A 23,653-nucleotide genomic window follows, 5' to 3' on the forward strand; every position below is an offset into this window, starting at 1 on the left:
GAGTGACCCCCTCAGTCGAACCACCGCGCCCTCTCCAGCTCCGCCGTCCGCGTCGGGTCCTCCAGCAGCGCCGCCGTCTCGAACCGCCGGTGCCACTGTCCCGCCGCCCAGGCCAGCGCCGCCGCCACCCCCTCCAGCGTCGCCGCGTGCACCGTGCCGTCGGGGGTCCGGCGCCAGTCCAGCTCCACCCCGTCGACGATCAGCTCGTCGTGCTCCGTGTACGTGGCCGGGGTCGCCGGTCCCAGCAGGATCCGTACCGATTCCGGCACCTCGTGCACCTCCCCGGCGGAAGTCACCGGCGCCTCGTACGCCTCGCTCAGCCGCCGCACCTGAAGCAGCTCCGCCAGCTCCCCCGCCCGGTCCGGCCGTACCGGCAGCAGCGCGCGGCCCCCGGCCAGCGGCACCAGGTCCGGGGCGTCGGCGACCAGCGCCTCCCCGGCGTCCACCACCTGCGGCGTCCCGTCCACCACGGCCCGCAGCTCGTCGGGGAGCGTGACCTGCTCGGGGTCGAGGGCGGCGAGGAGGGTGTACAGCCCGTGCAGCTGCGCGGCGCCCACTTCCAGCCCGGGGTCCGCCAGCCTGCCCAGCAGTTCCGCCGCGCCGCCCGGCTCCTCCAGCAGCGCCGCCGTCGACGTCCGGATGCCCAGCGCCCGCAGCACCTGCTCGTCGTCCACGCCGGACGCGTCGGCCGCCTCGTACAGCCCCGCCAGCAGCGGATCCCCGCCTGCCGCCCGCAGCCCCGCCGGGCGCCGCCCGCCGAGCACCGGCTGCCCGCGCAGCCACCACGCGGTGTACGGGCGCACGTGTGCCGTCGTCCCGTCCGGCAGCAGCACCCGGGCGACCTGGGTGAGGGCGTCGCGCAGGGGCGGGCGGGCGAGCAGGGCGAGGGCCTGCGGCCAGGCGTCGTCGGCGACGAGATCGAGGTCGCGTACGGCGATGAGCTCCGTCAGGACGGGCGGGACCGGGGGGTCGTCGAGCTGGTCGAGGACGTCCTCGCACCAGACGTCCACGGCGTCGAGCAGCCCCGGGTCGTCGGGCTCGGGGTAGTCGGAGTCGCGCGGCTCGAACTCGTCGGGGTCCAGCACCACATCGGCCGTCCGCACCAGCGCGAAGTCCGCCTGCACGCCCACGGCCGTCAGCGGGCCCCGACCCCAGCGGTCGGCCAGCTCGGCGTCGCAGGCGGCGAGTTCGCCCTCGCGGATGACCTGCTCGAACGGGCTGCCCGGGAAGACGAGTTCCCCGGCGGGCGCGAGCTCGCCCTCGTCGTCGGGCAGCGCGAGGGCGGCCAGCCACGGCTCGTCACCGGGGGCCAGCCCGGCGTCGCGGACGAGGCCCAGGACGATCTCCGCCAGCTCCTCGGCGCCCGGGGTGTCCTCGTCGTCGAAGAACGACTCCTCGTCGTCCAGCGACGCCGCCACCGCCGCCCGCACCTGCGGCGTCGTCAGCACGGCGCGCGGGGTCGCGGGCGCCGCGCCCAGCTTCTCCAGCAGCGGGTGGGCGGCGTCGGGATGCGCGACCTTCAGCCCCAGCCGCGCGAATCGCCCGGCGTCCGTGCCGGGCTGGGGCAGCAGCACCTGACGCGGACCGATCGCCGTCCCGCCCCCGGCGAGGGGGACGGGGAGGCCGGCGAGGCGGTCGGGGTCGGTGCCGGACAGCGCCTCGTACAGCCGCCGCCACCACGACGGGTCGCGCTCGACGCCGGCGAGGCGGTCGATCGCCTCGCCCAGGGGGACGCGCGCCACGCCGAGGGTGCGCAGCTCGGGGCGGCGTTCCTGGCCGCCGGGAAGGAGGGCGGGGAAGAGCTCGGCGAGGACGCGTACGGTCTGCGCGCCCGCTCCCTCGACGAGTTCGGCGTCGCGGGGGCGGAGTCCGGACGCGTCCTCCTCGACGGGCACGGCGGGCGCCAGGAACGGGGTCTCCGGGAGCCGCTCCAGGATGCGCGCCCGCAGCGCGCCGTCGAGTTCGCCGCGTCCGAGGGGGCCGGGGGCGAGGTCGAGGGTGCCGGTGGTGACGGGGCGCCAGTCGCGCAGGAGGTCGGTGTACGTCTCGGCGGCCCGGTCCAGCAGGAAGTCGGTGAGGGGGCCGGGGGCGACGTGGCGGCGGGTGGGTTCGAGGGGGAGGGTGGCGATGAGGAGGGCGGGCAGGCCGAGGGGTTCGTCGGTGGGCGTCGGGGCGTGCAGCACCTCGGCGGTGCGGGGGCGGGCCGGGGAGCCGTCGGGGGCGACGGGGACCGCCCAGGTCACCGACCAGAAGGGGCGCAGGCGTTCCTCGACGGGACGGTCCCGCAGGAGGGCGGCGTCCAGCGGGCCGGCCTCGGCGGCGACGCGCCAGCGGGTGGCGTCGGCGCCGTCGTGGACGACCACGTAGCCGCCGTCCTCCGTGCGGGTGAGGGTGCGCACGCCTTCGGGGGTTTCGACCACGACCTCCGCGAGGCCGGGGAGGGCTAGGAGGAGGGCGTCGTCGATGCGTTCGGTGAGCCTCTGCGCCAGCTCGCGGGCGTCTGCGTCGCGGAAGGGGAGGATCACGGCGGTGTCGTAGCCGTCGGGGACGTCGCCGGTCGCGGGGAGGGGGAGGCGGAGGACGGGGACGTGGCCGGCGCGGCGCGCGAGTTCCTGCGCGAGCGCCGGTACGGCGTCGACGAGCGCCCGCGCCTCGGTGCGCGACCAGCGCACGCCGGTGCCGTCCGCCCGTACGACGGAGGGCTCGTCGCTCACCGCCAGCACGGCGGAGAACCCGACGCCGAACCGGCCCACGGCGCCCGCCGATTCGTCGTCCCGCTTGGCCGACGCGCGCAGGGTGCTCAGCGACTCGACGCCCGCCTCGTCCAGCGGGGCGCCGGTGTTGGCGGCGATCAGCCGCGTGCCGTCGACGACGAGCCGCAGCCGCCCCGGCGCCCCCGCCCGTACCGCGGCGTCGGCGGCGTTCTGCGCCAGCTCCACGACCAGGCGGTCCCGGTAGCCGCCGAGCGCCAGGTCCTCCTCGGCGTTGGCGTCCTCCCGGAACCGCGCGGGGGAAGCGGCCCAGGCGTCCAGCGCGGCGGCACGCAGCCGCCCGGTACGGAAGAGGTCGTCCAGGGCCATCGGAACTCCAGGCGTCGCGTGGGGGCGGTCGCAGGGAAGGCTAGCCGCCCGGTACGAAGCCCTCGCGCGGGGCAGGCCCCCGACGGCCTGGGCCCGTAACCCCCGAATCGTCCCCCGCCCCGCGCGATAACCTACGACGGAACCAACTATCCGACCCCGTAGGAACGCCGTGGGCATCGAAGCCGAGCAGTTGGTGCTGGACTATCTGAGCAAGGTCGGCGACCTCGCCCAGCAGCACGCGCTGCCCTCCGGAGACCGGATGCGCCTGGTCACCCAGCTGCGGGCCCGGATCGACCGGGTACGGTCCGAGGAGGGCGCGACCACCGCCGCCGCCGTCCGCCGCATCCTGGACCGGTTCGGCGCGCCCGGCGACATCGTCGAGGCCGCCGTCGAGGACCCCGCGTCCGCCGTCCCCGACGTCGCGCCCGAGCCCCCGAAGCCCACCGGCCTCACCGCCCGCCTCCCACGCCCCCGTTCGGGCCTCGAACGCAAGGTCCCACGCCCCCGGCGCGAGGCGGAGGTCCCCACGCCACCGCCGGCCACGGGCGCCTCCCCGCCGCATCTGGCGGGCGCGGACGAGCTGGGCCCGGCGGACCCCGACTGGTGGCGCGTGGACCCGGGCCCCTTCGGCAGCGGCGGCCTCACGGCGCCGGGCGGGCCGATGGGCGACATCGTCCCGGGCTTCACGGGCGGCATCGAGATCCCGGAGCTGCTGCGTCAGCCGAGGACGGACGAGGCGGAGAAGAAGGACAGGCCGGCGACCCCCGAGACGGAGACCGCCGCCCCGGAGGACGAGAAGGAGAAGCCGGAGAAGCCCACCCGCGCCCCCGCCCTCCTCCCCCTCCTCCGCACCGCCGGCCCCCTCGCCGTCCTGGCGATCGCCGCCCTGCTCGCCGGCGCGATCCTCGGCGAGCCCCTCGCGGTGGCCGCCGGCCTGCTGCTCGCCTACGGCTCCCGCTCCCTCTCGCGCAACGAGGCCAAGTGGGTCGCCCTCTGGCTCCCCGCGACGGTCGGCGCGGGGATGCTGGTCTGGCTGTACGGCCGGGTGGCCGGCAAATGGGGCGAACCGCTGAAGGACGACGCGTTCGGTACGGCGGTCGGCGACGCGCTCCCGTGGGCGGTACGGGTGGCCGCCGTAGCTTCCGCGCTGTATCTCCTCTGGCGGGCGCGACGCCGGATGTCGTAGCCCACCAGGCACAATGGCCCGGTGACCACACCTCTGACGGTCGGCTTCGACCTGGACATGACGCTCATAGACTCCCGCCCCGGCATCCACGCCACCTATGTGGCGCTGGCCGCCGAGACCGGGGTGTTCATCGACGCCGACCTCGCCGTCACCCGGCTCGGGCCGCCGCTCGACGAGGAGCTGGCGCACTGGTTCCCGAAGGAGCGGATACCGGAGACGGCCGACCGCTACCGCGAGCTCTACCCGACGTACGCGATCGAGCCGACGCGGGCCATGCCCGGCGCCCGCGAGGCCGTCGAGGCGGTACGGGCCGCCGGGGGCCGGGCGATCGTCGTCACGGCGAAGCACCAGCCGAACGCCGCCCTCCATCTGTCGCACCTGGGCATCGAGCCCGACATGACGATCGGCTGGCTGTGGGCGGAGGCCAAGGGCAGGGCGCTGCGCGAGGAGGGCGCCTCGGTGTACGTCGGCGACCACACCGGCGACGTCCGCGGCGCCCGGGCCGCCGGCGCGCTGTCGGTGGCCGTGCCGACGGGCCCGTGCGACGAGGCGGAGCTGCGGGCGGAGGGCGCGGACGTCGTCCTGCCCGACCTGCGGGCGTTCCCGCGGTGGCTCACGGCATATGCCGGAGGCTGACCTATTCCGCCGACCGCGCCGAACGGGCCTGCGCCAGCAGCCCGACGAGAGCGACGGCGAACCCGACGCCCATCAGCATGGAGATCAGATACGCCGCCGTCGGCAGCGGATCGGCCCCGGTGAACAGCGGTATCACCGTGGCCAGTGTGCCGATCGCACCGATGCCGAAGAGGACCGCGCCGATCCGGACCAGCCGGTCCCCGGCGCTCGTTTCAGAGGTCTTCGTACTCACCCTGCCAGGGTATGCCAGCGGCACGACCCCCCTGTTCCGATGTCTGGTGACGGCCGCCCGCCTTTGGGATAACTTGCCAGTGGGTAGATACCGGGAAGACTGCGGCGCGGGTGCGGGGCAGGGGCGAGAAGGGACAGTGCTTTGCCGACTGGCAAGGTCAAATGGTTCAACAGCGAGAAGGGCTTCGGCTTCCTCTCCCGCGACGACGGCGGCGACGTCTTCGTGCACTCCTCGGTGCTCCCCGCCGGTGTGGAGACGCTGAAGCCCGGCCAGCGCGTCGAGTTCGGCGTGGTCGCCGGCCAGCGCGGGGACCAGGCCCTCTCCCTCAGCCTGCTGGAGCCCGCCCCCTCGGTCGCCGCGGCCCAGCGCCGCAAGCCCGACGAGCTGGCGTCGATCGTGCAGGACCTGACGACGCTGCTGGAGAGCGTGACGCAGCAGCTGGAGCGCGGCCGCTATCCCGAGAAGACGCACGGCCGGAAGATCGCCGGCATGCTGCGCGCGGTCGCGGACCAGCTGGACGTCTGACGGCTCACACGGGGTCGAGGGCCTTGGGCTCCACCGGCGGGACAAGGCCCTCCGCCGCCGCTCGCGTGAGCAGACCCCGTACGGCGGCGAAGCCGTCGGGGCCGAGGTCCGCGGTGAACTCGTTGACGTACAGCCCGATGTGCTGGTCGGCGACGGCCCGGTCCATCTCCTGGGCGTGCTCCATCACATACCCGTGCGAGGCCTCGGGGTCGTCCCAGGCCATGCGTACGGACGTCCGCGCCGCCTCCGCCAGCCGGCGCAGCATCGGCTCGCCGAGGGACCGCCGGGCGATGATGGCGCCGAGGGGGATGGGCAGGCCGGTGGTGGCCTCCCAGTGCTCGCCCATGTCGGCGACGGAGTGCAGACCGTAGTTCTGGTACGTGAAGCGCGCCTCGTGGATGACGAGCCCCGCGTCGACCTTGCCGTCCCGGACGGCGGGCATGATCTCGTTGAACGGCATCACGACGATCTCCCCGACTCCACCGGGCACCTCGGCGGCGGCCCAGAGCCGGAAGAGCAGATAGGCGGTGGACCGCTCGGAGGGCACGGCGACGACGGCCCCGGCCAGATCGACGGGGTTACGCGCCTCGCGCGTCAGCACCAGCGGCCCGCAGCCGCGCCCGAGGGCGCCCCCGCAGGGGAGCAGGGCGTACTCGTCGAGGACGTAGGGCAGCACGGCGTAGGAGACCTTGAGGATGTCGCCCTCACCGCGCTCGGCCATGCCGTTGGTGATGTCGATGTCGGCGAAGGTCACGTCGACGTCCGGAGCCTCCGGGACCAGCCCGTGGGCCCAGGCGTGGAACACGAACGTGTCGTTGGGACACGGCGAATAGGCGATGCTGAGCCGCTCGCTCACAGGGATGCCCTCCATCTGTCGATCACGGGTGCCATCGCACCCAAGGCGTCACCGAGCACACCGAGCGCGTCCCCGATCCGCCACGTCTCCCGCTCCCGCGGCCCGACGAGGTTGGACACGCCCCGCACCTCAATAACGGGTACCCCAAGCCGCACGGCGGCCTCGGCCACCCCGAACCCTTCCATGGCCTCGGCGGCGGCCCGGGGGTGTGCCTTCCGCAACACCGAGGCCCGCGCGGCACTTCCGGTGACGGTGGACACGGTAAGCACGCTGCCGCGCACGGCGCCGGTGGCATCGGCGACGGCTCGTACGAGCTCGGGCGGAGGCAGATGCCGTACGGTGCCGAACCCGAGGTCGGTGACGGAGGCGAACCCGTCAGCGGTCTCGGCCCCGAGGTCGGCGGCAACAATCTCATCAGCAACGACGACCCCTCCGACGTCAACGACGCCGGAGAACCCACCACCGATGCCGGCAGAAATCACGAGATCGTAAGGAACCGCAATAGCCCGGCCGGCGTTTGAGGCCGGAAGGGGCGAAGCCCCGACAAGGGGGTCCGGGGGCGCAGCCCCCGCAGCGGAACCGGCACCGCCCGTGAGCGCCAAGACCGTCCCCGCCGCAGCCGCCGCAGGCCCAACGCCCACGGCCACAACATCAAAAGAACCGCACCGCGCAGCAACCGCATCCCGCTCAGCAGCCACCGCAGTGACAACGAGAACCCGAGACGCAGTCACGACCCGACGTCAGTCCCGCTTGACCGTGAAATGCCACAGCCCCTTGACGTCCTTGAGCTGCTCCGAGTCCTGCGCAGCCTGGACGATCTGCACCTGGGCCTTGTCCGCGAACCCACCCGCCTGCTGGTCGTACAGCAGGTTCTCGCCCTTCCACTGGAAGTACGTCTTCTTGATCGCCTCGGGATAGAGCTGCTGCCCGTTGACGAACAGGAACCACCCGGTGTCGGCGACCTCGGAGTCAACCCCGATCCGGAGCTGATCCAGCTCGTTCATCGAGATCGACTTCCCGCTCTTCTCCGACAGGCACCGAATGACCTCGGCCCGCGGAATCGTGTCCCCGTCCTCGTAGCACGTCGCCTCGGACGTGACCGTCGTGGAGCCGACCGTCAGCTGGGCCACCGGCGTCGGCTTGTCGCAGGCGGCGAGGAAGGCCACGGAGAGAGAGGCGACACCGACGGCGGCGGCGGCGCGGCGGCCCATGCCGCGAGAGGTGAACGTGCTCATGGGGGCAGGCTACCTGCCGGGTGTGATCACGCCACGCGCGGGTGCGGCGTGCCGCGCCGGGCGGACACCACCAGCCCCCGGACGGTCGCGAGCACCCCGAGCCCGACGAGCGAGGCGGCGGTGACCATCCCGACGGTGCCGTTCAGCGGCAGCAGGATGCCGATGCCGCCGCCCACGCACCAGGCGAGCTGCATGATCGTCTCGGACCGGGCGAACGCCGACGTCCGCACCTCCTCCGGCACGTCCCGCTGGATCATCGCGTCCAGCGACAGCTTGCACAGCGACTGCGCCAGCCCCGCCACCGCGGCCAGCGCGACCACCGCGACCAGCCCGAAGAACACCGCCGCGCACACCGCCGCCGCCAGCGCGAACCCCAGCAGGACCGCGATGATCCGCTCCGGTCCCCGGGCGCGCAGCCAGGAGCCGACGACCGACCCCATGGCGTTGCCCACGCCCGCCGCGACGACCGCGAGGCCCAGCGTGACCTCCGGGGTGAGGCCGCCCGGGGGGTTCTCGCGCAGCAGGAAGGCGAGGAAGAAGGTGAGGAACCCGGAGAGGGCGCGCAGGGTGGCGTTGGCCTGCAGCCCGTGCAGCACGGACGGCCCCACGGTCCGCAGCCCCGGCTTGGGCCGTACGTGCAGGGGGCCCCGGCCGCCGGAGGCCAGCTGCGCCTTGCCCTCGCCGCGCGCGGAGTCGACGTCGTGGGAGAGGGCGAAGGCGAGGAACATCCCCGTGACGAAGATGACGAACGCCCCGTACAGCGGCCAGGCCGGCCCGATGAAGTGCAGCATCGCGCCCACCGGCGCCGCCACGCCGGTGGCCAGCAGTCCGGAGAGGGTGACCCGGGAGTTCGCCTTGACCAGGGAGATCCGCCGGGGCAGCAGCCGGGGCACGACGGCGGAGCGGACCACGCCGTACGCCTTGGAGGACACCAGCACCCCGAGCGCGGCCGGGTACAGCTCCAGCGCCCCCGTGGACACCGCGCCCGCCATCATCACGGCGAGCAGGGCGCGGGCCAGCATGGTGGTCGCGATCGCCGCGCGGCGGCCGTGCGGGACGCGGTCCAGCAGCGGGCCGATCACGGGGGCGAGGAGGGCGAAGGGCGCCATCGTGATGAGCAGATAGAGGGCGACGCGGCCGCGGGCCTCGTCCGTCGGTACGGAGAAGAAGACCGTGGACGCCAGCGCGACGGTGATCATCATGTCGCCGGCGGCGTTCACCGCGTGCAGCTCGATCAGCCGCCCCAGACCGGACTCCCCGGCGCCCTGGGCGTGCGTGGCCCGGCGGATCCGGCGGCCCGTGCCGCCCACGGAACGCGACACGGCATGCCCGACCGCCTCCCCCGCCTGGCGGATCCGGGTCAGGGGGCGACTGGCGGCCGTTCCGGTCTTGTCCGTCACCACGCAGCCATACTGCCGCACTGCGGGGGATATCGGATGAGACCCGGAAGATCGAGGCTTCGTCTTCGGGCGAACATGTGACCTTGCACGGGACCGCGGAGGACACGGGGGCCCTGACGGGCGGGTAGGGTGAAAGGGCTGTCCGCCCGTCCGACAGGCGTGTGGCGTCGTAGCGGCCCCTCGGTCCGCTCCGCCCCGGGCCCCGGCGATGCGGCGAACGGCCCGGCCCTTTACGTCCGAGAGAATCGATTCTTGTGAGTGCTGCGATGCGAAGCCGTACGCCGGACCGCCTCTGCGCCGACGCCGTGGATCTGGCGCGGGACGCGGCCGTCGAGACGGCGGGCCCCGATGTGGTCGGCGAGCACCTCGGCGCGGTCGCCGAGCCGGACGGCGAGCGGGTCGTCACGCATTTCTTCGCCTGCACGCTGCCCGGCTACCGCGGCTGGCGCTGGGCGGTGACGGTGGCCCGCGCCTCGCGGGCCAAGGTCGTCACCCTCGACGAGACGGTGCTGCTGCCCGGCACCGACGCGCTGCTGGCCCCCGAGTGGGTGCCGTGGAGCGAGCGGCTGCGCCCCGGTGACCTGGGCCCCGGCGATCTGCTGCCGACGGAGGCCGAGGACCTGCGGCTGGAGCCGGGGATCTCCGGCGAGGACGCCCCGCCGCCGAACGCCGCCCCCGCGATCGCCGAGCCGGAGCCGGAGGCCGTGCCCCGGCGGGCGGAGATCGGGGCGGTCGCGGACGAGATCGGGATGGCGCGGCCCCGGGTGCTGTCGCGGTACGGGCTGCATTCGGCGGCCGACCGGTGGACGGAGCACTACGGGGGCAAGACCCCGATGGCGCAGGCGGCGCCGGCGTCGTGCATGAGCTGCGGGTTCCTGGTGCCGATCGCGGGTTCGCTGCGGCAGGCGTTCGGGGTCTGCGCCAACGAGTTCTCGCCGGCCGACGGGCGCGTCGTCGCGCTGGACTACGGCTGCGGCGGCCACTCGGAGGCGGCGGTCATGCCCAAGCCCCAGCGGCCGGCGCCGCCGGTGCTGGACTCGCTGGGGGCGGATCCGCTGTAGGGGGTTTTACGGGTACGGGCTGAGCGGCATCACACGGCGTCCAGCGCCGCCGTCTCCTCCGCCGTCAGCCGCACCCCCGCCGCCGCGACGTTCTCCGCCAGGTGGCCGGGGTTCCCCGTCCCCGGGATGGCCAGCACGTGCGGCCCCTGGCCGAGCGTCCACGCGAGCCTGACCTGCGCCTCGGACAGCCCCCGCGCGCGGGCCACGTCCCGTACCGCCGGGTGGTCGTCGCCCGTGACCCCGCCCTCGCGCCCCTCCCCGGCGACGGCGAAGAAGGGCACGAACGCGACCCCGTGCCGCCCGCAGAGGTCGAGCACCGCCCGCTCCTCGGCCGGCGCCCCCACCCCGTAGCGGTTCTGCACGCACACCACGGGAGCGATCCCCCGCGCCTCCGCCAGCCGCTCCGCGCGGACGTTGGAGATCCCCAGATGCCGGATCAGCCCCGCCGTCCGCAGCCCGGCCAGCACCCCGAAGTGCTCGGCCAGGGACTCCCCCGGCCGGTACAGCCGCAGGTTCACCACATCGAGGTGATCCCGCCCCAACTGCCGCAGGTTCTCCTCGACCTGCCCCCGCAGCTGATCGGGCCGGGCCATCCCGAGCCAGTTCCCCGCCGGGTCCTTCCCCGGCCCTACCTTCGTCGTGACGACGACGTCCTTGTACGGGTGCAGCGCCCGCGCGATCAGCTCGTTCGCCGACCGGGGGCCGGAGAAGTAGAAGGCGGCGGTGTCCACATGGTTCACGCCCAGCTCAACGGCCTTCCGCAGCACGCCGATCGCCCGGTCCCGGTCGAGCGGGGTGCCATCCGCCGTGTGGGTGAGGCGCATCGCCCCGAAGCCCATCCGGTTGACGGTGAGATCGCCGAGGGTCCAGGTGCCGGCCGCTGCCGCAGGTGTGGTCATGGCGGGGAGTCTGGCAGCCGGGAGGGCGTTCGAAGATCAGCCTTGGGCCCGATGATTTCGGGCCGCCGCCCGTGCATAGTGGAGGGTGTCGGAGGGCGCCACGACCGGCCGTAAAAACCGTTCGCGTTCCCAGGGCCCCATCATCTAAACTCCCCCGTCTGCCCCGCGCTCGCCGGCCGTCGCCCCGAGTGCCACCGGCCGGACGGAAACCGGCCGGGTATCGCAAGCCGCTCATTCGCAGCGCCGCCGCCCCACCGGGCGCACGGTGCCGCTTCGCCCTGCGTACCCGGAGGCACCGCGCCCATGTCCAACGCCGATCCCCTGAGCCGGGAACAGGCCCACCTCACCGAATCCCGTGCCGCCCTGCGCGCCATGCGGGCGGACGTCGAAGCGCTCGACATCCGTGACGTCACCGCCAACTGGGTCAACGCCGAGGTCCTGCAGCGGGAGGTCGACGCCCGGATCAAGGCCCTGGCCGACCTCGCCGACACCCCGCTGTTCTTCGGCCGCGTCGACTATCTGCACGCCCCGGGTGCCGATCAGGCGGAGGGGGGCGAGGGCGAGCAGTTCTACATCGGGCGCCGCCACGTCCACGACGCCGACGGCGACCCGATGGTCATCGACTGGCGCGCCCCCGTCTCGCAGCCCTTCTACCGGGCGTCGAAGAACGAGCCGATGGACGTCCGGCTGCGCCGCCGCTTCGGCTACACCGGCGGCGCGCTCACCGCGTACGAGGACGAGCACCTCTCCGACCCGGACGAGTCGCAGCAGTCCTCCCGCCTCCTCCAGCAGGAGATCGAGAAGCCCCGCGTCGGCCCGATGCGCGACATCGTCGCGACGATCCAGCCCGAGCAGGACGAGATCGTCCGCTCCGGCATCGGCGGCACGGTCTGCGTCCAGGGCGCCCCCGGCACCGGGAAGACCGCCGTCGGCCTGCACCGGGTGGCGTATCTGCTGTACGCGCACCGGGAGCGGCTGGCCCGGACAGGCACGCTGGTCATCGGGCCGAACGACTCCTTCCTGCGCTACATCGAACAGGTGCTCCCGGCGCTGGGCGAGCTGGAGGTCAAGCAGGCCACCGTCGACGCGCTGGTCGCCCACGTCGAGGTGCGCGGGACGGACTCCGCCCCGACCGCGATGATCAAGGGCGACGCCCGGATGGCGCGGGTGCTGCGGCAGGCGGTGCGGGCGGGCGTGACGATGCCGGCGGAGGGCATCGTGGTCGTGCGGGGGTCGCGGCGGTGGCGGGTCGCGTCGTACGAGCTGGAGGAGATCGTCCGGCAGCTGCTGGACCGCGACATCCGGTACGGGGCGGCGCGGGAGGCGCTGCCGCAGCGGATCGCGCACGCGGTGCTCGTACAGATGGAGCGCGCGGGGGAGGCTCCGGACGACCGGGTGCAGGACGCGGTGGCGCGCAACGCGGCGGTGAAGGCCGCCGTGAAGGAGATCTGGCCGCTCGTCGATCCGGCGAAGCTGGTGCTGCGGCTGCTGTCCGACGGGGAGTACCTCGCCGAGCACGCGGAGGGGATCCTCACCGACGAGGAGCAGAAGCTGCTGCTGTGGGCGAAGCCGGCGCGGTCGGTGAAGACGGCCAAGTGGTCGCCGGCCGACGCGGTGCTGGTCGACGAGGCGCGGGATCTGGTGGAGCGGACGCACTCGCTGGGGCACGTGGTGGTCGACGAGGCGCAGGACCTGTCGCCGATGCAGTACCGGGCGGTGGGGCGCCGGTGCACGACCGGGTCGGCGACGGTGCTGGGGGACATCGCGCAGGGGACGACGCCGTGGGCGACGGGGTCGTGGGAGGAGGCCCTGACGCATCTGGGCAAGCCGGAGGCGCAGGTGGAGGAGCTGACGCTGGGCTTCCGGGTGCCGCGGGCGGTGATCGCGTACGCGTCGCGGCTGCTGCCGTCCATCGCGCCGGATCTCAAGGAGGCCACGTCGATCCGGGAGTCGGAGGGTGATCTGCGGATCCGTCCGGTGAGCCCGGAGGAGCTGGACCTGGCGGTGGCGGAGGCGTGCGTGCAGGCACTGGAGCACGAGGGGTCGATCGGCCTGATCGCCGCCGACGCCCGGTGCGAGCGGCTGTCGCGGGTGCTGGGCGAGCTGGGGCTGGCGCATCTGACGCCGGGCGAGGAGACGTCGGCCCAGGCGCGGCTGACGCTGGTGCCGGCGTCGCTGGCGAAGGGCCTGGAGTACGACTACGTGGTGCTGGACTCCCCGTCGGCGATCGTCGCCGGTGAGCCGGACGAGCGGACGGGCCTGCGGCGGCTGTACGTCTGCCTCACGCGGGCCGTTTCCGGGCTCACGGTGCTGCACGCGGCGCCGCTGCCGGCGGCCCTGGCGGGGTAGCACTTCTCCGGGTCGGCCGTATACCTCCCGTAGGGGATGTCGTACCCCTTAGGTCATAGACCGACCCGGCCCCGGATCACCCGGGGGACCGACGTTTTCCCCCGCTGGGCGCCGCACGCTGGGGTTATGACGACGGCAACGATCCACCCCGCCCCCACCTACGACTCCGCCCAGCCCCTCCCCCCGGTGGCGGCCCGCCTCCTGCGCCACCGCGCCGGCTCGGCCCTGCGCGCGGTGAAGGCCTTCGGCGGCGCGGCCCTCAGCGTGGTCCTCCTCGGGGAGTACACGGAGGGCGCGCCCCCGAAGGAGCCGCACTGAACCGGGGTCAGGCGTCCTCGCCCGCGAGGACGTCGTTCGCGTCGACGATGCGGTACGCGTAGCCCTGCTCCGCCAGGAAGCGCTGGCGGTGGGCCGCGAAGTCCTGGTCGATGGTGTCGCGGGCCACGACCGAGTAGAACGTCGCCTGGTGGCCGTCCTCCTTCGGGCGCAGGACGCGGCCGAGGCGCTGGGCCTCCTCCTGGCGGGAGCCGAAGGTGCCGGAGACCTGGATGGCGACCGTGGCCTCGGGGAGGTCGATGGAGAAGTTGGCGACCTTCGAGACGACCAGGACGGAGAGCTCGCCCTCGCGGAAGGCGTTGAAGAGCTTCTCCCGCTGGACGTTGGACGTCTCGCCCTTGATGACGGGCGCGCCCAGATGCTCGCCGAGCTCGTCGAGCTGGTCGATGTACTGGCCGATGACCAGCGTCTGCTGCCCCGCGTGCTTGCGCACCAGCGCCTCGGCGACCTTCCGCTTCGTCGCCGTCGTGGCGCAGAAGCGGTACTTGTCCTCCGTCTCCGCCGTGGCGTACGCGAGGCGCTCGCTGTCCGTCAGGTTCACCCGCACCTCGACGCAGTCCGCGGGCGCGATGTAGCCCTGCGCCTCGATCTCCTTCCACGGCGCGTCGAAGCGCTTGGGGCCGATCAGGGAGAACACGTCGGACTCCCGCCCGTCCTCCCGTACGAGCGTGGCCGTCAGCCCGAGCCGCCGGCGGGCCTGCAGATCGGCGGTGAACTTGAAGACGGGCGCCGGCAGCAGGTGGACCTCGTCGTAGACGATGAGCCCCCAGTCCCGGGAGTCGAACAGCTCCAGATGCGGGTAGACGCCCTTCCGCCTGGTCGTCAGCACCTGGTACGTGGCGATCGTGACCGGCCGGATCTCCTTGCGCGCCCCGCTGTACTCGCCGATCTCCTGCTCAGTGAGCGAGGTGCGGCGGATCAGCTCGCTCTTCCACTGCCGCGCGGACACCGTGTTCGTGACGAGGATCAGCGTCGTCGCCTTCGCCTCGGCCATCGCGCCCGCGCCGACCAGGGTCTTTCCCGCCCCGCAGGGCAGGACGACGACGCCGGAGCCGCCGTGCCAGAAGCCCTCCACGGCCTGCTTCTGGTACGGGCGCAGCGACCAGCCGTCCTCGTCCAGCTCGATGGGGTGGGCCTCGCCGTCGACGTAGCCCGCGAGGTCCTCCGCCGGCCAGCCGAGCTTCAGCAGCGTCTGCTTGATCTGGCCGCGCTCGGAGGGGTGCACGGCGACGGTGTCGGGGTCGATCCGGGCGCCGACCAGGGGCTGGATCCGCTTGGAGCGCAGGATCTCCTCCAGCACCGGGCGGTCGGTGCTGGTCAGGACCAGTCCGTGGGTCGGGTGCTTGGAGAGCGTGAGGCGGCCGTAGCGGGCCATGGTCTCGGCGATGTCGACGAGCAGCGCGTGCGGGACGGGATAGCGGCTGTACTTCACCAGCGCGTCCACGACCTGCTCCGCGTCGTGGCCGGCGGCCCGCGCGTTCCACAGCCCGAGGGGGGTCACCCGGTAGGTGTGGATGTGCTCCGGCGCCCGCTCGAGCTCGGCGAAGGGCGCGATGGCGCGCCGGCAGGCGTCGGCGAGCTCGTGGTCGACCTCCAGGAGCAGGGTTTTGTCCGACTGGACGATCAAGCAGGACACGCGCACCTCCGACAGACGGTCCCCGTATCGCCGTAGAGGCGAAACAGGGAAGTCTACTTCACCGGGGGGTCGCGGCGGGGGGTGCGCGGGGTGGGGTGCTCGCGTCACCGCCCGGGCTGGCGTGCTTACGCCATGGCGTGAGCACGCCCGGGAAGACGCTGGCCGGGGCGGTGCGGGGGCTGCGACGCTGGGCGTGGCGGAGCGCTCCCGCCGTCTCCGCGGGCCCGTACGGAGGCGGCTGTCCACGTACCGAACCGTGCCCTGGAGGTACCCCCGTGTCCGTCCTCACCGTCCGCCCCGCCGCCCCCGTCCGCCGTCCCGTCCGCCTCCCCGCGCCGGCCGCCACCTGGATCGTCGCCGCGTCCGCCGTGCCCGCCGGGGAGCTGGACATCGGGCTGCTCGCCGGGCCGTACGTCGCGGCCGACGTCCTCGCCCGGCGGCTGCGCACCGAGGGGCGCCGGGTCGTCCTCACCACGGGGATCGACGACCATCATCCCGACGTCGTGGCGCGGGCGTTGCGCACCGGGCGGCGGCCCGACGACGTCGCGGAGGCGTTCGGCGAGGCGATCGCGGCCGATCTGCGGCACGCGGGCGTACGGCTGGACGCGGTGGCGCGGCCCGCGCGGGACGCGGGGCACCGGCGGCGGATGCAGGCGTGGTTCCGGCGGCTGTGCGCCGAGGGGGTGCTGGTCGGGCGGACGGTGCCGTGGCTGTGGTGCGCCCCGTGCGGGCACTGGCTGGACGGGGCGCTGGCGGCAGGGCGGTGTCCGGGGTGCGATGCGGCGGCGTCCGGCGGGGCGTGTCCGTCGTGTCTGCGGCCGAACGAGGCGGTGGAGCTGGCGGGCGTGCGGTGCGCGGTGTGCGGGGGCACGCCCGAGGTGCGGCCGGTGGCCGGGTACGTGCTGCCGCTGGAGGGGTTCCGGGAGCGGCTGCGGGAGCACTGGGCGGGGCTGCCGCCGGTGGCCGGTGCGCTGGTCCGGTGGCCGGCGGAGGTGCCGGCGACGCGGCCCGGGGAGTACGGGCTGCCGGTGGACGGTGCGCGACTGGCCACCGCGTTCGGGCGGGCGCTCACCCATCTGGTCGCCGCCCAGACGGTCGCCGCGGACGGCCCGTACCGCGCCGTGCACTTCCTCGGCAGCCGTGACGCCGCCCTGCACACGCTGCTGATCCCCGCGCTGCTGGACGTCGCCGGGCTCCCGCTGCCCCGGCACCTGCACATCAGCGAGCCGTACACCACCGGCGCCGGCCGGCCGCTGTGGGCGATCGACGCGGTGGCGGACGTCGGGGCGGACACCCTGCGCCGGCACGTCTGCGCGTACCGGCCGGTGGGACGGCCCGTCGTGCACCGGGACCGGGAGCTGGCGGGCAGTGGGAGCCGGCTGACGGAGGGCTGGAACGGGTGGCTGGCGGGGGTGCTGGCGGTCGTACGGGACGAGCACGGCGGCCGGGTGCCGGACGCCGCGCCGGGCGGTGCGGGGTGGCGGGAGCTGCGGGCGGGGCTGGAGCGGACGGGGGAGGAGCTGGCGCAGGCGCATGAGCCGGCGGGGTTCGCGCCGCGGCGGGTGGTGGCGCTGCTGGACGGCGTGGTGGCGCGGGCGGCGGAGTTCGCGGCCGTCAACGCCCCCGAGCCCGACCCCGGCCGGCGCGCCGCCGCGACGGCCGCCCAGCTGACGGTGGCGTCCGCGCTGGCCTGCTGGGCGTGGCCGCTGCTGCCGCAGGGGGCGGGACGGCTGGCGGCGACGCTGGGGGTACGGGCGGGGCGGCCCGCGGCGACGGCGCTGCGGGGGCCGGCGGCGGGGACGGTGCTGCGGGCGCCGGCGGGGCCGCTGTTCGGGCTGTGAGCGCGGGGGCTACCCCCCGTCCCCCGCGTCCAGGTCCTGGTCGGGGTCCAGCAGCCCGAGGCGGGCCGCCCGTACGCCTGCCTCGAAGCGGCTGGACGCGCCCAGCTCCTGCATCAGCTCCGCCAGGATCCGGCTGACCGTCCGCGGCGACACCCCCAGCGCCCGGGCGATCCGCTCGTCCTTCGCCCCGCCCGCCAGCATCCGCAGCGCCGTGCGGTGCTCCTCCGTGAGCCGGGCCGTGGCCTGCGCGGCGCAGCCGGGGACGTACGGGGCGGCCGTCATCCAGCAGTACTCGTACAGCGCGGCGTACGACCGCACCAGCACGGGCGCGCGGGCGACGACCAGGCCGTCCCGGGGCCGTGCGGGGTCGAGCGGCAGCATCGCGGTGTGCCCGTCCACGACGATCATCGTGATCGGTACGGCCGGCGCGGTGCGGACCTCGACGCCCACCTCGGTCTGCCGCTCGAACAGGGCGGCCATGTGCGGCACCCGCAGGAGCCGCCGGCTGTACAGACACCGCACCCGCACCCCGCGCTCGACGGCCGCCGCGTCGCGCCGCAGCCCCTCGTCCAGCGGGCTGCCGAACTCCAGATGGTGCATGGAGTCCTCGGATACGGTCAGCCCGGCGTTGAGGTCCGCCAGCACCCGGGTGAACCGTTTCCGCTCCGTCACCGTCTCGACCGCCACCCGCTCCTCGGCCGGCGCCGTCACCCTGCTGTCCAGATACCGCTCCGCGAGGGCCTCCACGGCCGCGTGCACCCGCGCCGACTCCCGCGCCCGCTCCCGTACGGCCTCGCCCTCCCGCCGGATCAGCCGCCGCAGCGCGACCTCCGGGCCGACGACGGCACCGTCCCCGTCGATCAGCCCCAGCCGCACCAGCTCCGCCCGGTGCGCCGCCGCCTCGGCCCCGTCCAGCCCGACGGCCGCCGCCGCCCGCGCCGGCTCCGCGGTCTCCCCGAACCGCAGCTCCCGGTAGAGCTCCATCGTCACGTCACCGGTGTCCGTCATCACGGCCCCCCTCCGTCGTGCCACGAACTGTACCTACCGGGGGTATGAATGCGATCACCGAGGGAATACGTGCGCGGCCCACGGGGTTGAAGGCGCTATGCCCGCATCCCGCCCGGCCGCCAAGGCCCGTGTCCCCTTCGCCGTCTATGTGCTGGGCCTGAGCGTCTTCGCCCTCGGGACGAGCGAGTTCATGCTCTCCGGGCTGCTCCCCGAGGTCGCCGACGACCTGAACGTCTCCATCCCCCGGGCCGGGCTGCTGATCTCCGCGTTCGCCATCGGCATGGTCGTCGGCGCCCCCGTGCTGGCCGGGGCCACGCTGCGGCTGCCGCGCCGGACGACGCTCGTCGGGCTGCTGATCGTGTTCGGCGCCGGGCATGTGGTGGGGGCGCTCGCCGATTCGTACGCGCTGCTCTTTGCCACCCGCGTGGTCAGCGCGCTGGCGTGCGCCGGGTTCTGGGCGGTGGGTGCGGCCGTGGCGGTGTCCATGGTCCCCGCCGGGGCGCGGGCCAAGGCGATGGCGATCATGATCGGTGGGCTGAGCGTGGCCAACGTCGTGGGGGTGCCCGGCGGCGCGGTGCTGGGGCAGGCGTGGGGGTGGCGGTCGGCGTTCTGGGCGGTGTCGGTGATGACGGCCGTCGCGGTCGCCGGGGTGCTGGCGCTGGTGCCGCGGGTGCCGGTGCCAAAAGAGCCGCCGCGGCTGCGGCAGGAGCTGCGGATCTACGCGAACCCGCAGGTGTGGCTGGTGCTGGGGACCATCGCGCTGTTCGCGGGGTCGACGTTCTCGTTCTTCTCGTATCTCTCGCCGCTGCTCCAGGACGTGTCCGGGCTGAGCGAGAGCTGGGTGCCGACGGTGCTCGGCCTGTTCGGTGTGGGCGCGATCATCGGGACGGTGATCGGGGGACGGATAGCCGACGCGAACATCTTCGCCACGATGTACGTGGGGCTCTCCTCCGTCGCGGTCACGCTGGTGCTGATCGCGCTGCTCGCCGAGCACGCGGTGGCGGTCGTGATCCTGACGGGGCTGCTGGGTGTGGTGGCGTTCATGTCGGCGCCGGCGCTCAACGCCCGGATGTTCGACGTGGCGCACGACGCGCAGACCCTGGCGGGGGCGACGAACACCTCGTCGTTCAACATCGGCAACACCGTCGGGCCGTGGCTCGGCGGGCTCGTGATCAGCGCGGGGCTGGGCTATCCGGCGACGGCGTGGACGGGTGCGGCGATGGCGGGGCTGGGCGTCGCCGGTGTGGCGCTGCAGGCGCGGCACGGGCGGGGGCGGGTGGTGGCGCGGTCGGTGGTCGCTCAGTCGTCCGTCGCTGAGGCGAGCAGGTCCAGCTCCGTCTGAAGGTTGTGCCGGGCGCGCGCCTCCCAGGCGGCGGCGCCGTGGGGCGTACGGAAGAGGCGGGGCAGCGCCAGTAGCTGGCGCAGGACGCCGGAGCGGCCGGTGCGGAAGAGGTCGTCGGGGACGAAGGCGTACTCCTCCCGGACGGCGGCGGCGTAGGCGGCGTACTCCCCGGGGGTTCCGGCGAGGACCGCGAGGTCGGCGTCGCACAGCACCTCGCCGTCGCGGTCGCCCTCGGCGGGGTCGTGGGTGATAGTGAGGCGGACGAGGCGGGCGACCTCTGCCACGAGCCCGTCCGGCAGGTCCAGCTGGGTCAGGGCCATCTCGGCGAGGCGGGCACTGCGTTCCTCGTTGGTGTCGCGGTCGGGCCGGTAGTAGGCGTCGTGGAACCAGGCGGCGAGCCGGACGGCCTGCGGATCGGCGGCGTGCGGGGCGGCGGATTCGATCTCGTCGATGCGGTCGAGGACCGCGAGCAGATGGGCGGTGGTGTGGTAGCGGCGGTGGGGCTCGGCCCAGCGTTCGAGCAGTTCGTCGGCGTACGGCCCGGGGTCCGCCGCGACGGCGTGCGCCCGCCGGACGGTGGCCAGCCAGCGGGTACGGAGGTCGTCGTGGGCCGGATGCGTGGTCACCTCTGCCATGCACGCCATTGTGCCCGACGTCATTTTTCGGTCATGTACGCGTCGTTATCGGGGGCCGGTGCAGCCTCGGACCGCTCTGATGTGGCATTCTGTGCGACATGTCTAGACCAGTAATCCTCGAGGTGATCGCCCTCGACGCCGCAGACGCCGTCGCCGCCCGGGCCGGCGGTGCCGATCGTCTGGAACTGGTCGCGGACATGGCCTCGGACGGGCTCACCCCGGCCGTCGAGACCTTCTCCGCGGTACGCGACGCCGTGGACCTCGACCTGCGCGTCATGCTCCGCGCGTGCGACGGCTTCGCCGCGGGCGACGCGGAGGCCGTCGACGCCCTGTGCGCGACGGCCTCACGGCTGCGTTCCGCCGGGGCGTCGGAGTTCGTCCTGGGCTTCCTGACCCCGGACGGCGGCCCCGACCTGGCGGGGGTGTCGGCGCTGACGGAGGTGCTGGACGGCTGCCGCTGGACGTTCCACCGGGCGCTGGACCGCGCGGCGGACCGGGACATGCTGCGCAAGCAGCTCACGGGCTTCCCGGGGCTGGACACGTACCTGACGGCGGGCTCGGCGTCCGGCGTCGCCACGGGCCTGGACGTGCTGCGCGCGGAGGCCGCCCGGGCGGCCGCGGGCGAACAGGGCTACGAGCCCCGCATCATGGTGGGCGGCGGCCTCCAGTCCGCCCACGTCCCCACCCTGCTGGCGGCGGGCCTGGACGCCTTCCACATCGGCGGCGCGGCCCGCCCGGACGGCTGGTCGGGCCCCGTGGACGCGGCGGCGGTCGGCTCCTGGCGGACGCTGGTGGACGGCTGACGCAGGCCGTTTCCGACCTCGTTCAGGTGACGGCGGTATCGCGAGGAGTCGTTTTCCCATTACTGGGCAGGCTCAAGAAGCGCGCCCAGAAGAATTTCGTTGAGCATTAACCAGTCCATGATCATTTTACTTGCTCTCACTATTGCGCCGGGCACACAACCCCCCGGTCACCTGCTTGTTCATCTCCACGACACCTCAATTAACGGTGCGCCTGCTTTGCGATCTCTTGACGCTCTGTAAAGCTTGTTTTGCCGAATTCAGGGACGGTAATTCCGCCATGCCCCGACGGATTCGCGAACCAAGGAGAGAAACATGCAATACGGCAGCGCCCTGCGCACCGCGGTCCACGAGCCGGGCACGACGCCCCTCATCGGCATCTACGACATGTACTCGGCCTCCATCGCCGCCCAGCACTTCAACGGCTTCTTCGTCTCCGGCTTCGGATTCGCCGCCTCGTACTACGGCCTCCCCGACATCGGCTTCATCGCCTGGCCGGACATGGTCGGCTTCGTGGAGCGCCTGCGCCTCGCCTTCCCCTCCCACCACATGCTGGTGGACATCGACGACGGCTACGTCGACCCGGAGGTGGCCTGCCACGTGGTGCAGCGTCTGGAGCGGATCGGCGCCTCCGGGGTGATCCTCGAGGACCAGAAGCGCCCCCGCCGCTGCGGGCACGCGGACGGCAAGCAGGTGCTGCCGCTGGAGGAGTACCTGGGCAAGCTGGACCTGGTGCTCAGCTCACGCGAGAACCTGGTGGTCGTCGCCCGTACCGACGCCACCGACGAGCAGGACATCCTCCGCCGGGCCGCCGCGCTCGCCGAGACCGACGCGGACGTGGTGCTGGTCGACGGGGTGCGCAGCGTGGACTGGATCAAGCGGATCCGCAAGGTGATCGGCGACAAGCCGCTGCTGTTCAACCAGATCGGCGGCGGCAAGTCGCCCCGCCTGTCGCTGTCCCAACTCAGCGACCTCGAGGTGGACGTGGCGATCTACAGCACCCCGTGTCTGTTCGCCGCGCACACCGCGATCGACTCCGCCCTCGCCGAGCTCAAGACCGCGGACGGACTCCTGCCCGACCCGCAGGCCACCCCCGTGATCGGGGTACGCGGCTCCACCGAGCTGCTGGAGCGGAACATCAGCCGCCACCACGTCGGCCGGCAGGCCGTCCCGGTGGGATGACGCAGGCAGAGCCCGGCAACAGCAAGGAGCGAACTCCGTCATGAATATCTCCGGTACGGGGACAGCGGTCGCCGTCGCCGTCCTGCTGGGAACGAATCTCACCCAGGCCGTCGCCGACACCGACCACGACGAGCACCGGGCGGGCTCCCCCGCCGGCATCACCCTGTTCTCCGTCGACAACTCCAACGCCGACTCCTGGCTGGAGGTCGACCGCACCGCCAACGCCATGCTGTTCGGCCACGGCACCGCGGGCAGCGACCACGAGGGAGGCAGCGACGGCGACGGCATCGAGGAACCCGAGGAAGTCCCGGCCGGAGGGCCCGCCGGTGTCCGCCCCGTCGAATAGCGCGGCGGCCACGCGCCGGCGCCCCGCCGTCGACCCGTACATCGTGGCCCTGTGCTGCACCGTTGCGCTGGCCGGACTGTTCCCCGCCACGGGCACCGCCGCCGCGGCGGTGTCCCACGCATCGGACGCCGCCATCGTCCTGCTCTTCTTCCTCTACGGCGCCCGCCTCTCCACCCGCGAGGCCGTCGACGGGCTGCGCCAGTGGAAGCTGCATCTGGTGGTGGTGGCCGGGACGTTCGTGCTCTTCCCGCTGCTCGGCCTGGCGGCCCGGGGACTGGTCCCGTACGTACTCACCGAGCAGCTGTACACCGGGCTGCTCTTCCTCTGCGTGATCCCCTCGACCATCCAGTCCTCGATCGCCTTCACCTCCGCCGCGCGCGGGGACGTGGCGGCGGCCATCTGCGCCGGTACGTACTCCAGCCTCATCGGCCTGGCTGCCACCCCGCTGCTGGCCGCGTGGCTGCTCGGTTCCGCCGTCGACTTCTCCGCGGCGGGGCTGCTGACCATCTGTACGCGGCTGCTGGCGCCGTTCCTGGCGGGACAGCTCGTACGCCGGTGGATCGGTCCGGCGCTGGCGCGGCACAAGAAGGTGCTCGGCGTGCTGGACCGGTCGTCGATCCTGCTGGTGGTGTACACGGCGTTCAGCAAGGGCATGGCCGAGGGGATCTGGCACCAGGTCACCCCCGTGCGGCTGCTCGCCCTGCTGGGAGTGGAGGCGGTGCTGCTGGCCGTCGCGCTCGGGGCCACCGCGACGGCGGGGCGGCGGCTGGGGTTCGGCCGGGCGGAGCGGGTGGCCATCGTCTTCTGCGGCTCGAAGAAGAGCCTGGCCACCGGGCTGCCGATGGCCGCCGTGCTCTTCGGGCCGCGCGCCGGCCCGATGATCCTGCCCCTCATGCTCTTCCACCAGATGCAGCTGATCGTCTGCGCGGTCATCGCCGGCCGCTGGTCGGGGGCGGCACCGGTCACCGCCCCCGGGGTACGCGGGGTGAGAGGCCCGACCGTAGAACCGCCGTTCCCGACCGCCTGAGCCCAAAACCCCGACCACCCACCGCCCCCGACCGACCGCCC

General features: G+C 73.8%; 22 protein-coding genes. 12 read left to right on the forward strand and 10 right to left on the reverse strand.

What is annotated here, in order from left to right; all coding sequences use genetic code 11:
- Window positions 1–11: 11 nt before the first annotated feature.
- Window positions 12–3,080, reverse strand: coding sequence for a sacsin N-terminal ATP-binding-like domain-containing protein (locus SRB5_RS15825; RefSeq protein ID WP_228390080.1), 3,069 nt, complete (start codon window positions 3,078–3,080; stop codon window positions 12–14).
- A 169-nt stretch (window positions 3,081–3,249) separates the two neighbouring features.
- Here SRB5_RS15825 and SRB5_RS15830 point away from each other — a divergent pair, with 169 nt between their 5' ends.
- Both SRB5_RS15830 and SRB5_RS15835 read left to right on the forward strand, forming a co-directional pair.
- A complete protein-coding gene (locus SRB5_RS15830; protein WP_323377975.1) occupies window positions 3,250–4,266 on the forward strand; it encodes a hypothetical protein in 1,017 nt (338 codons plus the stop codon).
- Window positions 4,267–4,323: 57 nt separating this feature from the next.
- Window positions 4,324–4,902 (forward strand): HAD family hydrolase, encoded by a 579-nt coding sequence (locus SRB5_RS15835; RefSeq protein ID WP_153452710.1) that lies wholly within the window; start codon window positions 4,324–4,326, stop codon window positions 4,900–4,902.
- Window position 4,903: 1 nt separating this feature from the next.
- Here the strand turns inward: SRB5_RS15835 and SRB5_RS15840 are convergent, their stop codons facing one another.
- Entirely contained in the window at window positions 4,904–5,134 is a 231-nt protein-coding gene (locus tag SRB5_RS15840) for a hypothetical protein (RefSeq protein ID WP_323377976.1), read from the reverse strand.
- Between the two features lie 141 nt (window positions 5,135–5,275).
- Here SRB5_RS15840 and SRB5_RS37505 point away from each other — a divergent pair, with 141 nt between their 5' ends.
- Entirely contained in the window at window positions 5,276–5,659 is a 384-nt protein-coding gene (locus SRB5_RS37505) for a cold-shock protein (RefSeq protein WP_153452624.1), read from the forward strand.
- A gap of 4 nt (window positions 5,660–5,663) precedes the next feature.
- On the opposite strand, the gene SRB5_RS15850 is transcribed toward SRB5_RS37505, so the two are convergent.
- From SRB5_RS15850 to SRB5_RS15865, 4 genes are read right to left on the reverse strand one after another with little or no spacing between them, the layout of a single operon-like run.
- Window positions 5,664–6,515 (reverse strand): 1,4-dihydroxy-6-naphthoate synthase, encoded by an 852-nt coding sequence (locus SRB5_RS15850; RefSeq protein WP_407703923.1) that lies wholly within the window; start codon window positions 6,513–6,515, stop codon window positions 5,664–5,666.
- Entirely contained in the window at window positions 6,512–7,246 is a 735-nt protein-coding gene (locus SRB5_RS15855) for a futalosine hydrolase (RefSeq protein WP_323377977.1), read from the reverse strand. Before SRB5_RS15855 ends, SRB5_RS15850 begins: the two co-directional genes overlap by 4 nt.
- A 9-nt stretch (window positions 7,247–7,255) precedes the next feature.
- The gene (locus SRB5_RS15860; RefSeq protein ID WP_153452626.1) at window positions 7,256–7,750 is read right to left on the reverse strand and encodes a DUF2771 domain-containing protein; all 495 of its coding nucleotides are present in this window, start codon (window positions 7,748–7,750) and stop codon (window positions 7,256–7,258) included.
- Window positions 7,751–7,776: 26 nt separating this feature from the next.
- Complete coding sequence (locus SRB5_RS15865) at window positions 7,777–9,114, reverse strand: MFS transporter (RefSeq protein ID WP_153452712.1); 1,338 nt, start codon at window positions 9,112–9,114, stop codon at window positions 7,777–7,779.
- Window positions 9,115–9,416: 302 nt separating this feature from the next.
- Between SRB5_RS15865 and SRB5_RS15870 the strand changes: the two genes are divergently transcribed.
- Window positions 9,417–10,211 (forward strand): DUF3027 domain-containing protein, encoded by a 795-nt coding sequence (locus tag SRB5_RS15870; RefSeq protein WP_153452627.1) that lies wholly within the window; start codon window positions 9,417–9,419, stop codon window positions 10,209–10,211.
- 29 nt (window positions 10,212–10,240) lie between these two features.
- Here the strand turns inward: SRB5_RS15870 and SRB5_RS15875 are convergent, their stop codons facing one another.
- Window positions 10,241–11,110 (reverse strand): aldo/keto reductase, encoded by an 870-nt coding sequence (locus SRB5_RS15875; protein ID WP_153452628.1) that lies wholly within the window; start codon window positions 11,108–11,110, stop codon window positions 10,241–10,243.
- Between the two features lie 303 nt (window positions 11,111–11,413).
- On the opposite strand from SRB5_RS15875, the gene SRB5_RS15880 reads away from it, so the two are divergent.
- Window positions 11,414–13,459 carry a HelD family protein gene (locus tag SRB5_RS15880; protein ID WP_153452629.1) on the forward strand — a complete coding sequence of 682 codons (2,046 nt, stop codon included), beginning with the start codon at window positions 11,414–11,416 and terminating at the stop codon, window positions 13,457–13,459.
- Between the two features lie 126 nt (window positions 13,460–13,585).
- On the forward strand, window positions 13,586–13,777 hold the full coding sequence (locus SRB5_RS15885) for a hypothetical protein (RefSeq protein ID WP_153452630.1): 192 nt from the start codon (window positions 13,586–13,588) through the stop codon (window positions 13,775–13,777).
- A gap of 7 nt (window positions 13,778–13,784) precedes the next feature.
- Here SRB5_RS15885 and SRB5_RS15890 read toward each other — a convergent pair whose 3' ends face one another.
- Window positions 13,785–15,431 carry a DNA repair helicase XPB gene (locus SRB5_RS15890; protein WP_323377978.1) on the reverse strand — a complete coding sequence of 549 codons (1,647 nt, stop codon included), beginning with the start codon at window positions 15,429–15,431 and terminating at the stop codon, window positions 13,785–13,787.
- Between the two features lie 275 nt (window positions 15,432–15,706).
- Between SRB5_RS15890 and SRB5_RS15895 the strand changes: the two genes are divergently transcribed.
- Window positions 15,707–17,272: a class I tRNA ligase family protein gene (locus tag SRB5_RS15895; protein WP_194292941.1), complete on the forward strand. Its 1,566-nt coding sequence runs from the start codon at window positions 15,707–15,709 to the stop codon at window positions 17,270–17,272.
- 9 nt (window positions 17,273–17,281) lie between these two features.
- Here the strand turns inward: SRB5_RS15895 and SRB5_RS37115 are convergent, their stop codons facing one another.
- Window positions 17,282–18,280: a LuxR C-terminal-related transcriptional regulator gene (locus SRB5_RS37115; protein WP_153452632.1), complete on the reverse strand. Its 999-nt coding sequence runs from the start codon at window positions 18,278–18,280 to the stop codon at window positions 17,282–17,284.
- Window positions 18,281–18,377: 97 nt separating this feature from the next.
- Here SRB5_RS37115 and SRB5_RS15905 point away from each other — a divergent pair, with 97 nt between their 5' ends.
- The gene (locus SRB5_RS15905; RefSeq protein WP_153452633.1) at window positions 18,378–19,622 is read left to right on the forward strand and encodes a Cmx/CmrA family chloramphenicol efflux MFS transporter; all 1,245 of its coding nucleotides are present in this window, start codon (window positions 18,378–18,380) and stop codon (window positions 19,620–19,622) included.
- On the opposite strand, the gene SRB5_RS15910 is transcribed toward SRB5_RS15905, so the two are convergent.
- Window positions 19,580–20,257, reverse strand: a complete 678-nt coding sequence (locus SRB5_RS15910) for an HD domain-containing protein (RefSeq protein WP_228390081.1) — start codon at window positions 20,255–20,257, stop codon at window positions 19,580–19,582. The two genes, SRB5_RS15905 and SRB5_RS15910, sit on opposite strands and share 43 nt — an antisense overlap.
- Before the next feature lie 98 nt (window positions 20,258–20,355).
- Here SRB5_RS15910 and SRB5_RS15915 point away from each other — a divergent pair, with 98 nt between their 5' ends.
- The 4 genes from SRB5_RS15915 (at window position 20,356) to SRB5_RS15930 (ending at window position 23,612) form a co-directional block, all read left to right on the forward strand.
- Window positions 20,356–21,060 carry a copper homeostasis protein CutC gene (locus SRB5_RS15915; protein WP_153452634.1) on the forward strand — a complete coding sequence of 235 codons (705 nt, stop codon included), beginning with the start codon at window positions 20,356–20,358 and terminating at the stop codon, window positions 21,058–21,060.
- A gap of 312 nt (window positions 21,061–21,372) precedes the next feature.
- Complete coding sequence (locus SRB5_RS15920; protein ID WP_153452635.1) at window positions 21,373–22,239, forward strand: isocitrate lyase/PEP mutase family protein; 867 nt, start codon at window positions 21,373–21,375, stop codon at window positions 22,237–22,239.
- A gap of 40 nt (window positions 22,240–22,279) precedes the next feature.
- Entirely contained in the window at window positions 22,280–22,585 is a 306-nt protein-coding gene (locus SRB5_RS15925) for a hypothetical protein (RefSeq protein ID WP_153452636.1), read from the forward strand.
- Window positions 22,566–23,612 carry a bile acid:sodium symporter family protein gene (locus SRB5_RS15930; protein WP_323377979.1) on the forward strand — a complete coding sequence of 349 codons (1,047 nt, stop codon included), beginning with the start codon at window positions 22,566–22,568 and terminating at the stop codon, window positions 23,610–23,612. The genes SRB5_RS15925 and SRB5_RS15930 overlap by 20 nt, the downstream gene beginning before the upstream one ends.
- The last annotated feature ends 41 nt before the right edge of the window (window positions 23,613–23,653 follow it).

This window comes from Streptomyces smaragdinus (assembly GCF_009604385.1).
In the GTDB taxonomy this organism is placed as follows: domain Bacteria; phylum Actinomycetota; class Actinomycetes; order Streptomycetales; family Streptomycetaceae; genus Streptomyces; species Streptomyces smaragdinus.

What these genes read in the sequence shown, in the direction of transcription:
- SRB5_RS15885 (WP_153452630.1), top strand. Translation starts at nt 13,586, where the DNA reads ATGACGACGGCAACGATCCACCCCGCCCCCACCTACGACTCCGCCCAG.
- SRB5_RS15915 (WP_153452634.1), top strand. Translation starts at nt 20,356, where the DNA reads ATGTCTAGACCAGTAATCCTCGAGGTGATCGCCCTCGACGCCGCAGAC.
- SRB5_RS15920 (WP_153452635.1), top strand. Translation starts at nt 21,373, where the DNA reads ATGCAATACGGCAGCGCCCTGCGCACCGCGGTCCACGAGCCGGGCACG.
- SRB5_RS15910 (WP_228390081.1), bottom strand. Translation starts at nt 20,257, where the DNA reads ATGGCAGAGGTGACCACGCATCCGGCCCACGACGACCTCCGTACCCGC.
- SRB5_RS15875 (WP_153452628.1), bottom strand. Translation starts at nt 11,110, where the DNA reads ATGACCACACCTGCGGCAGCGGCCGGCACCTGGACCCTCGGCGATCTC.
- SRB5_RS15925 (WP_153452636.1), top strand. Translation starts at nt 22,280, where the DNA reads ATGAATATCTCCGGTACGGGGACAGCGGTCGCCGTCGCCGTCCTGCTG.
- SRB5_RS15860 (WP_153452626.1), bottom strand. Translation starts at nt 7,750, where the DNA reads ATGAGCACGTTCACCTCTCGCGGCATGGGCCGCCGCGCCGCCGCCGCC.
- SRB5_RS15880 (WP_153452629.1), top strand. Translation starts at nt 11,414, where the DNA reads ATGTCCAACGCCGATCCCCTGAGCCGGGAACAGGCCCACCTCACCGAA.
- SRB5_RS15835 (WP_153452710.1), top strand. Translation starts at nt 4,324, where the DNA reads ATGACGCTCATAGACTCCCGCCCCGGCATCCACGCCACCTATGTGGCG.
- SRB5_RS15905 (WP_153452633.1), top strand. Translation starts at nt 18,378, where the DNA reads ATGCCCGCATCCCGCCCGGCCGCCAAGGCCCGTGTCCCCTTCGCCGTC.
- SRB5_RS15825 (WP_228390080.1), bottom strand. Translation starts at nt 3,080, where the DNA reads ATGGCCCTGGACGACCTCTTCCGTACCGGGCGGCTGCGTGCCGCCGCG.
- SRB5_RS37115 (WP_153452632.1), bottom strand. Translation starts at nt 18,280, where the DNA reads ATGACGGACACCGGTGACGTGACGATGGAGCTCTACCGGGAGCTGCGG.
- SRB5_RS15870 (WP_153452627.1), top strand. Translation starts at nt 9,417, where the DNA reads ATGCGAAGCCGTACGCCGGACCGCCTCTGCGCCGACGCCGTGGATCTG.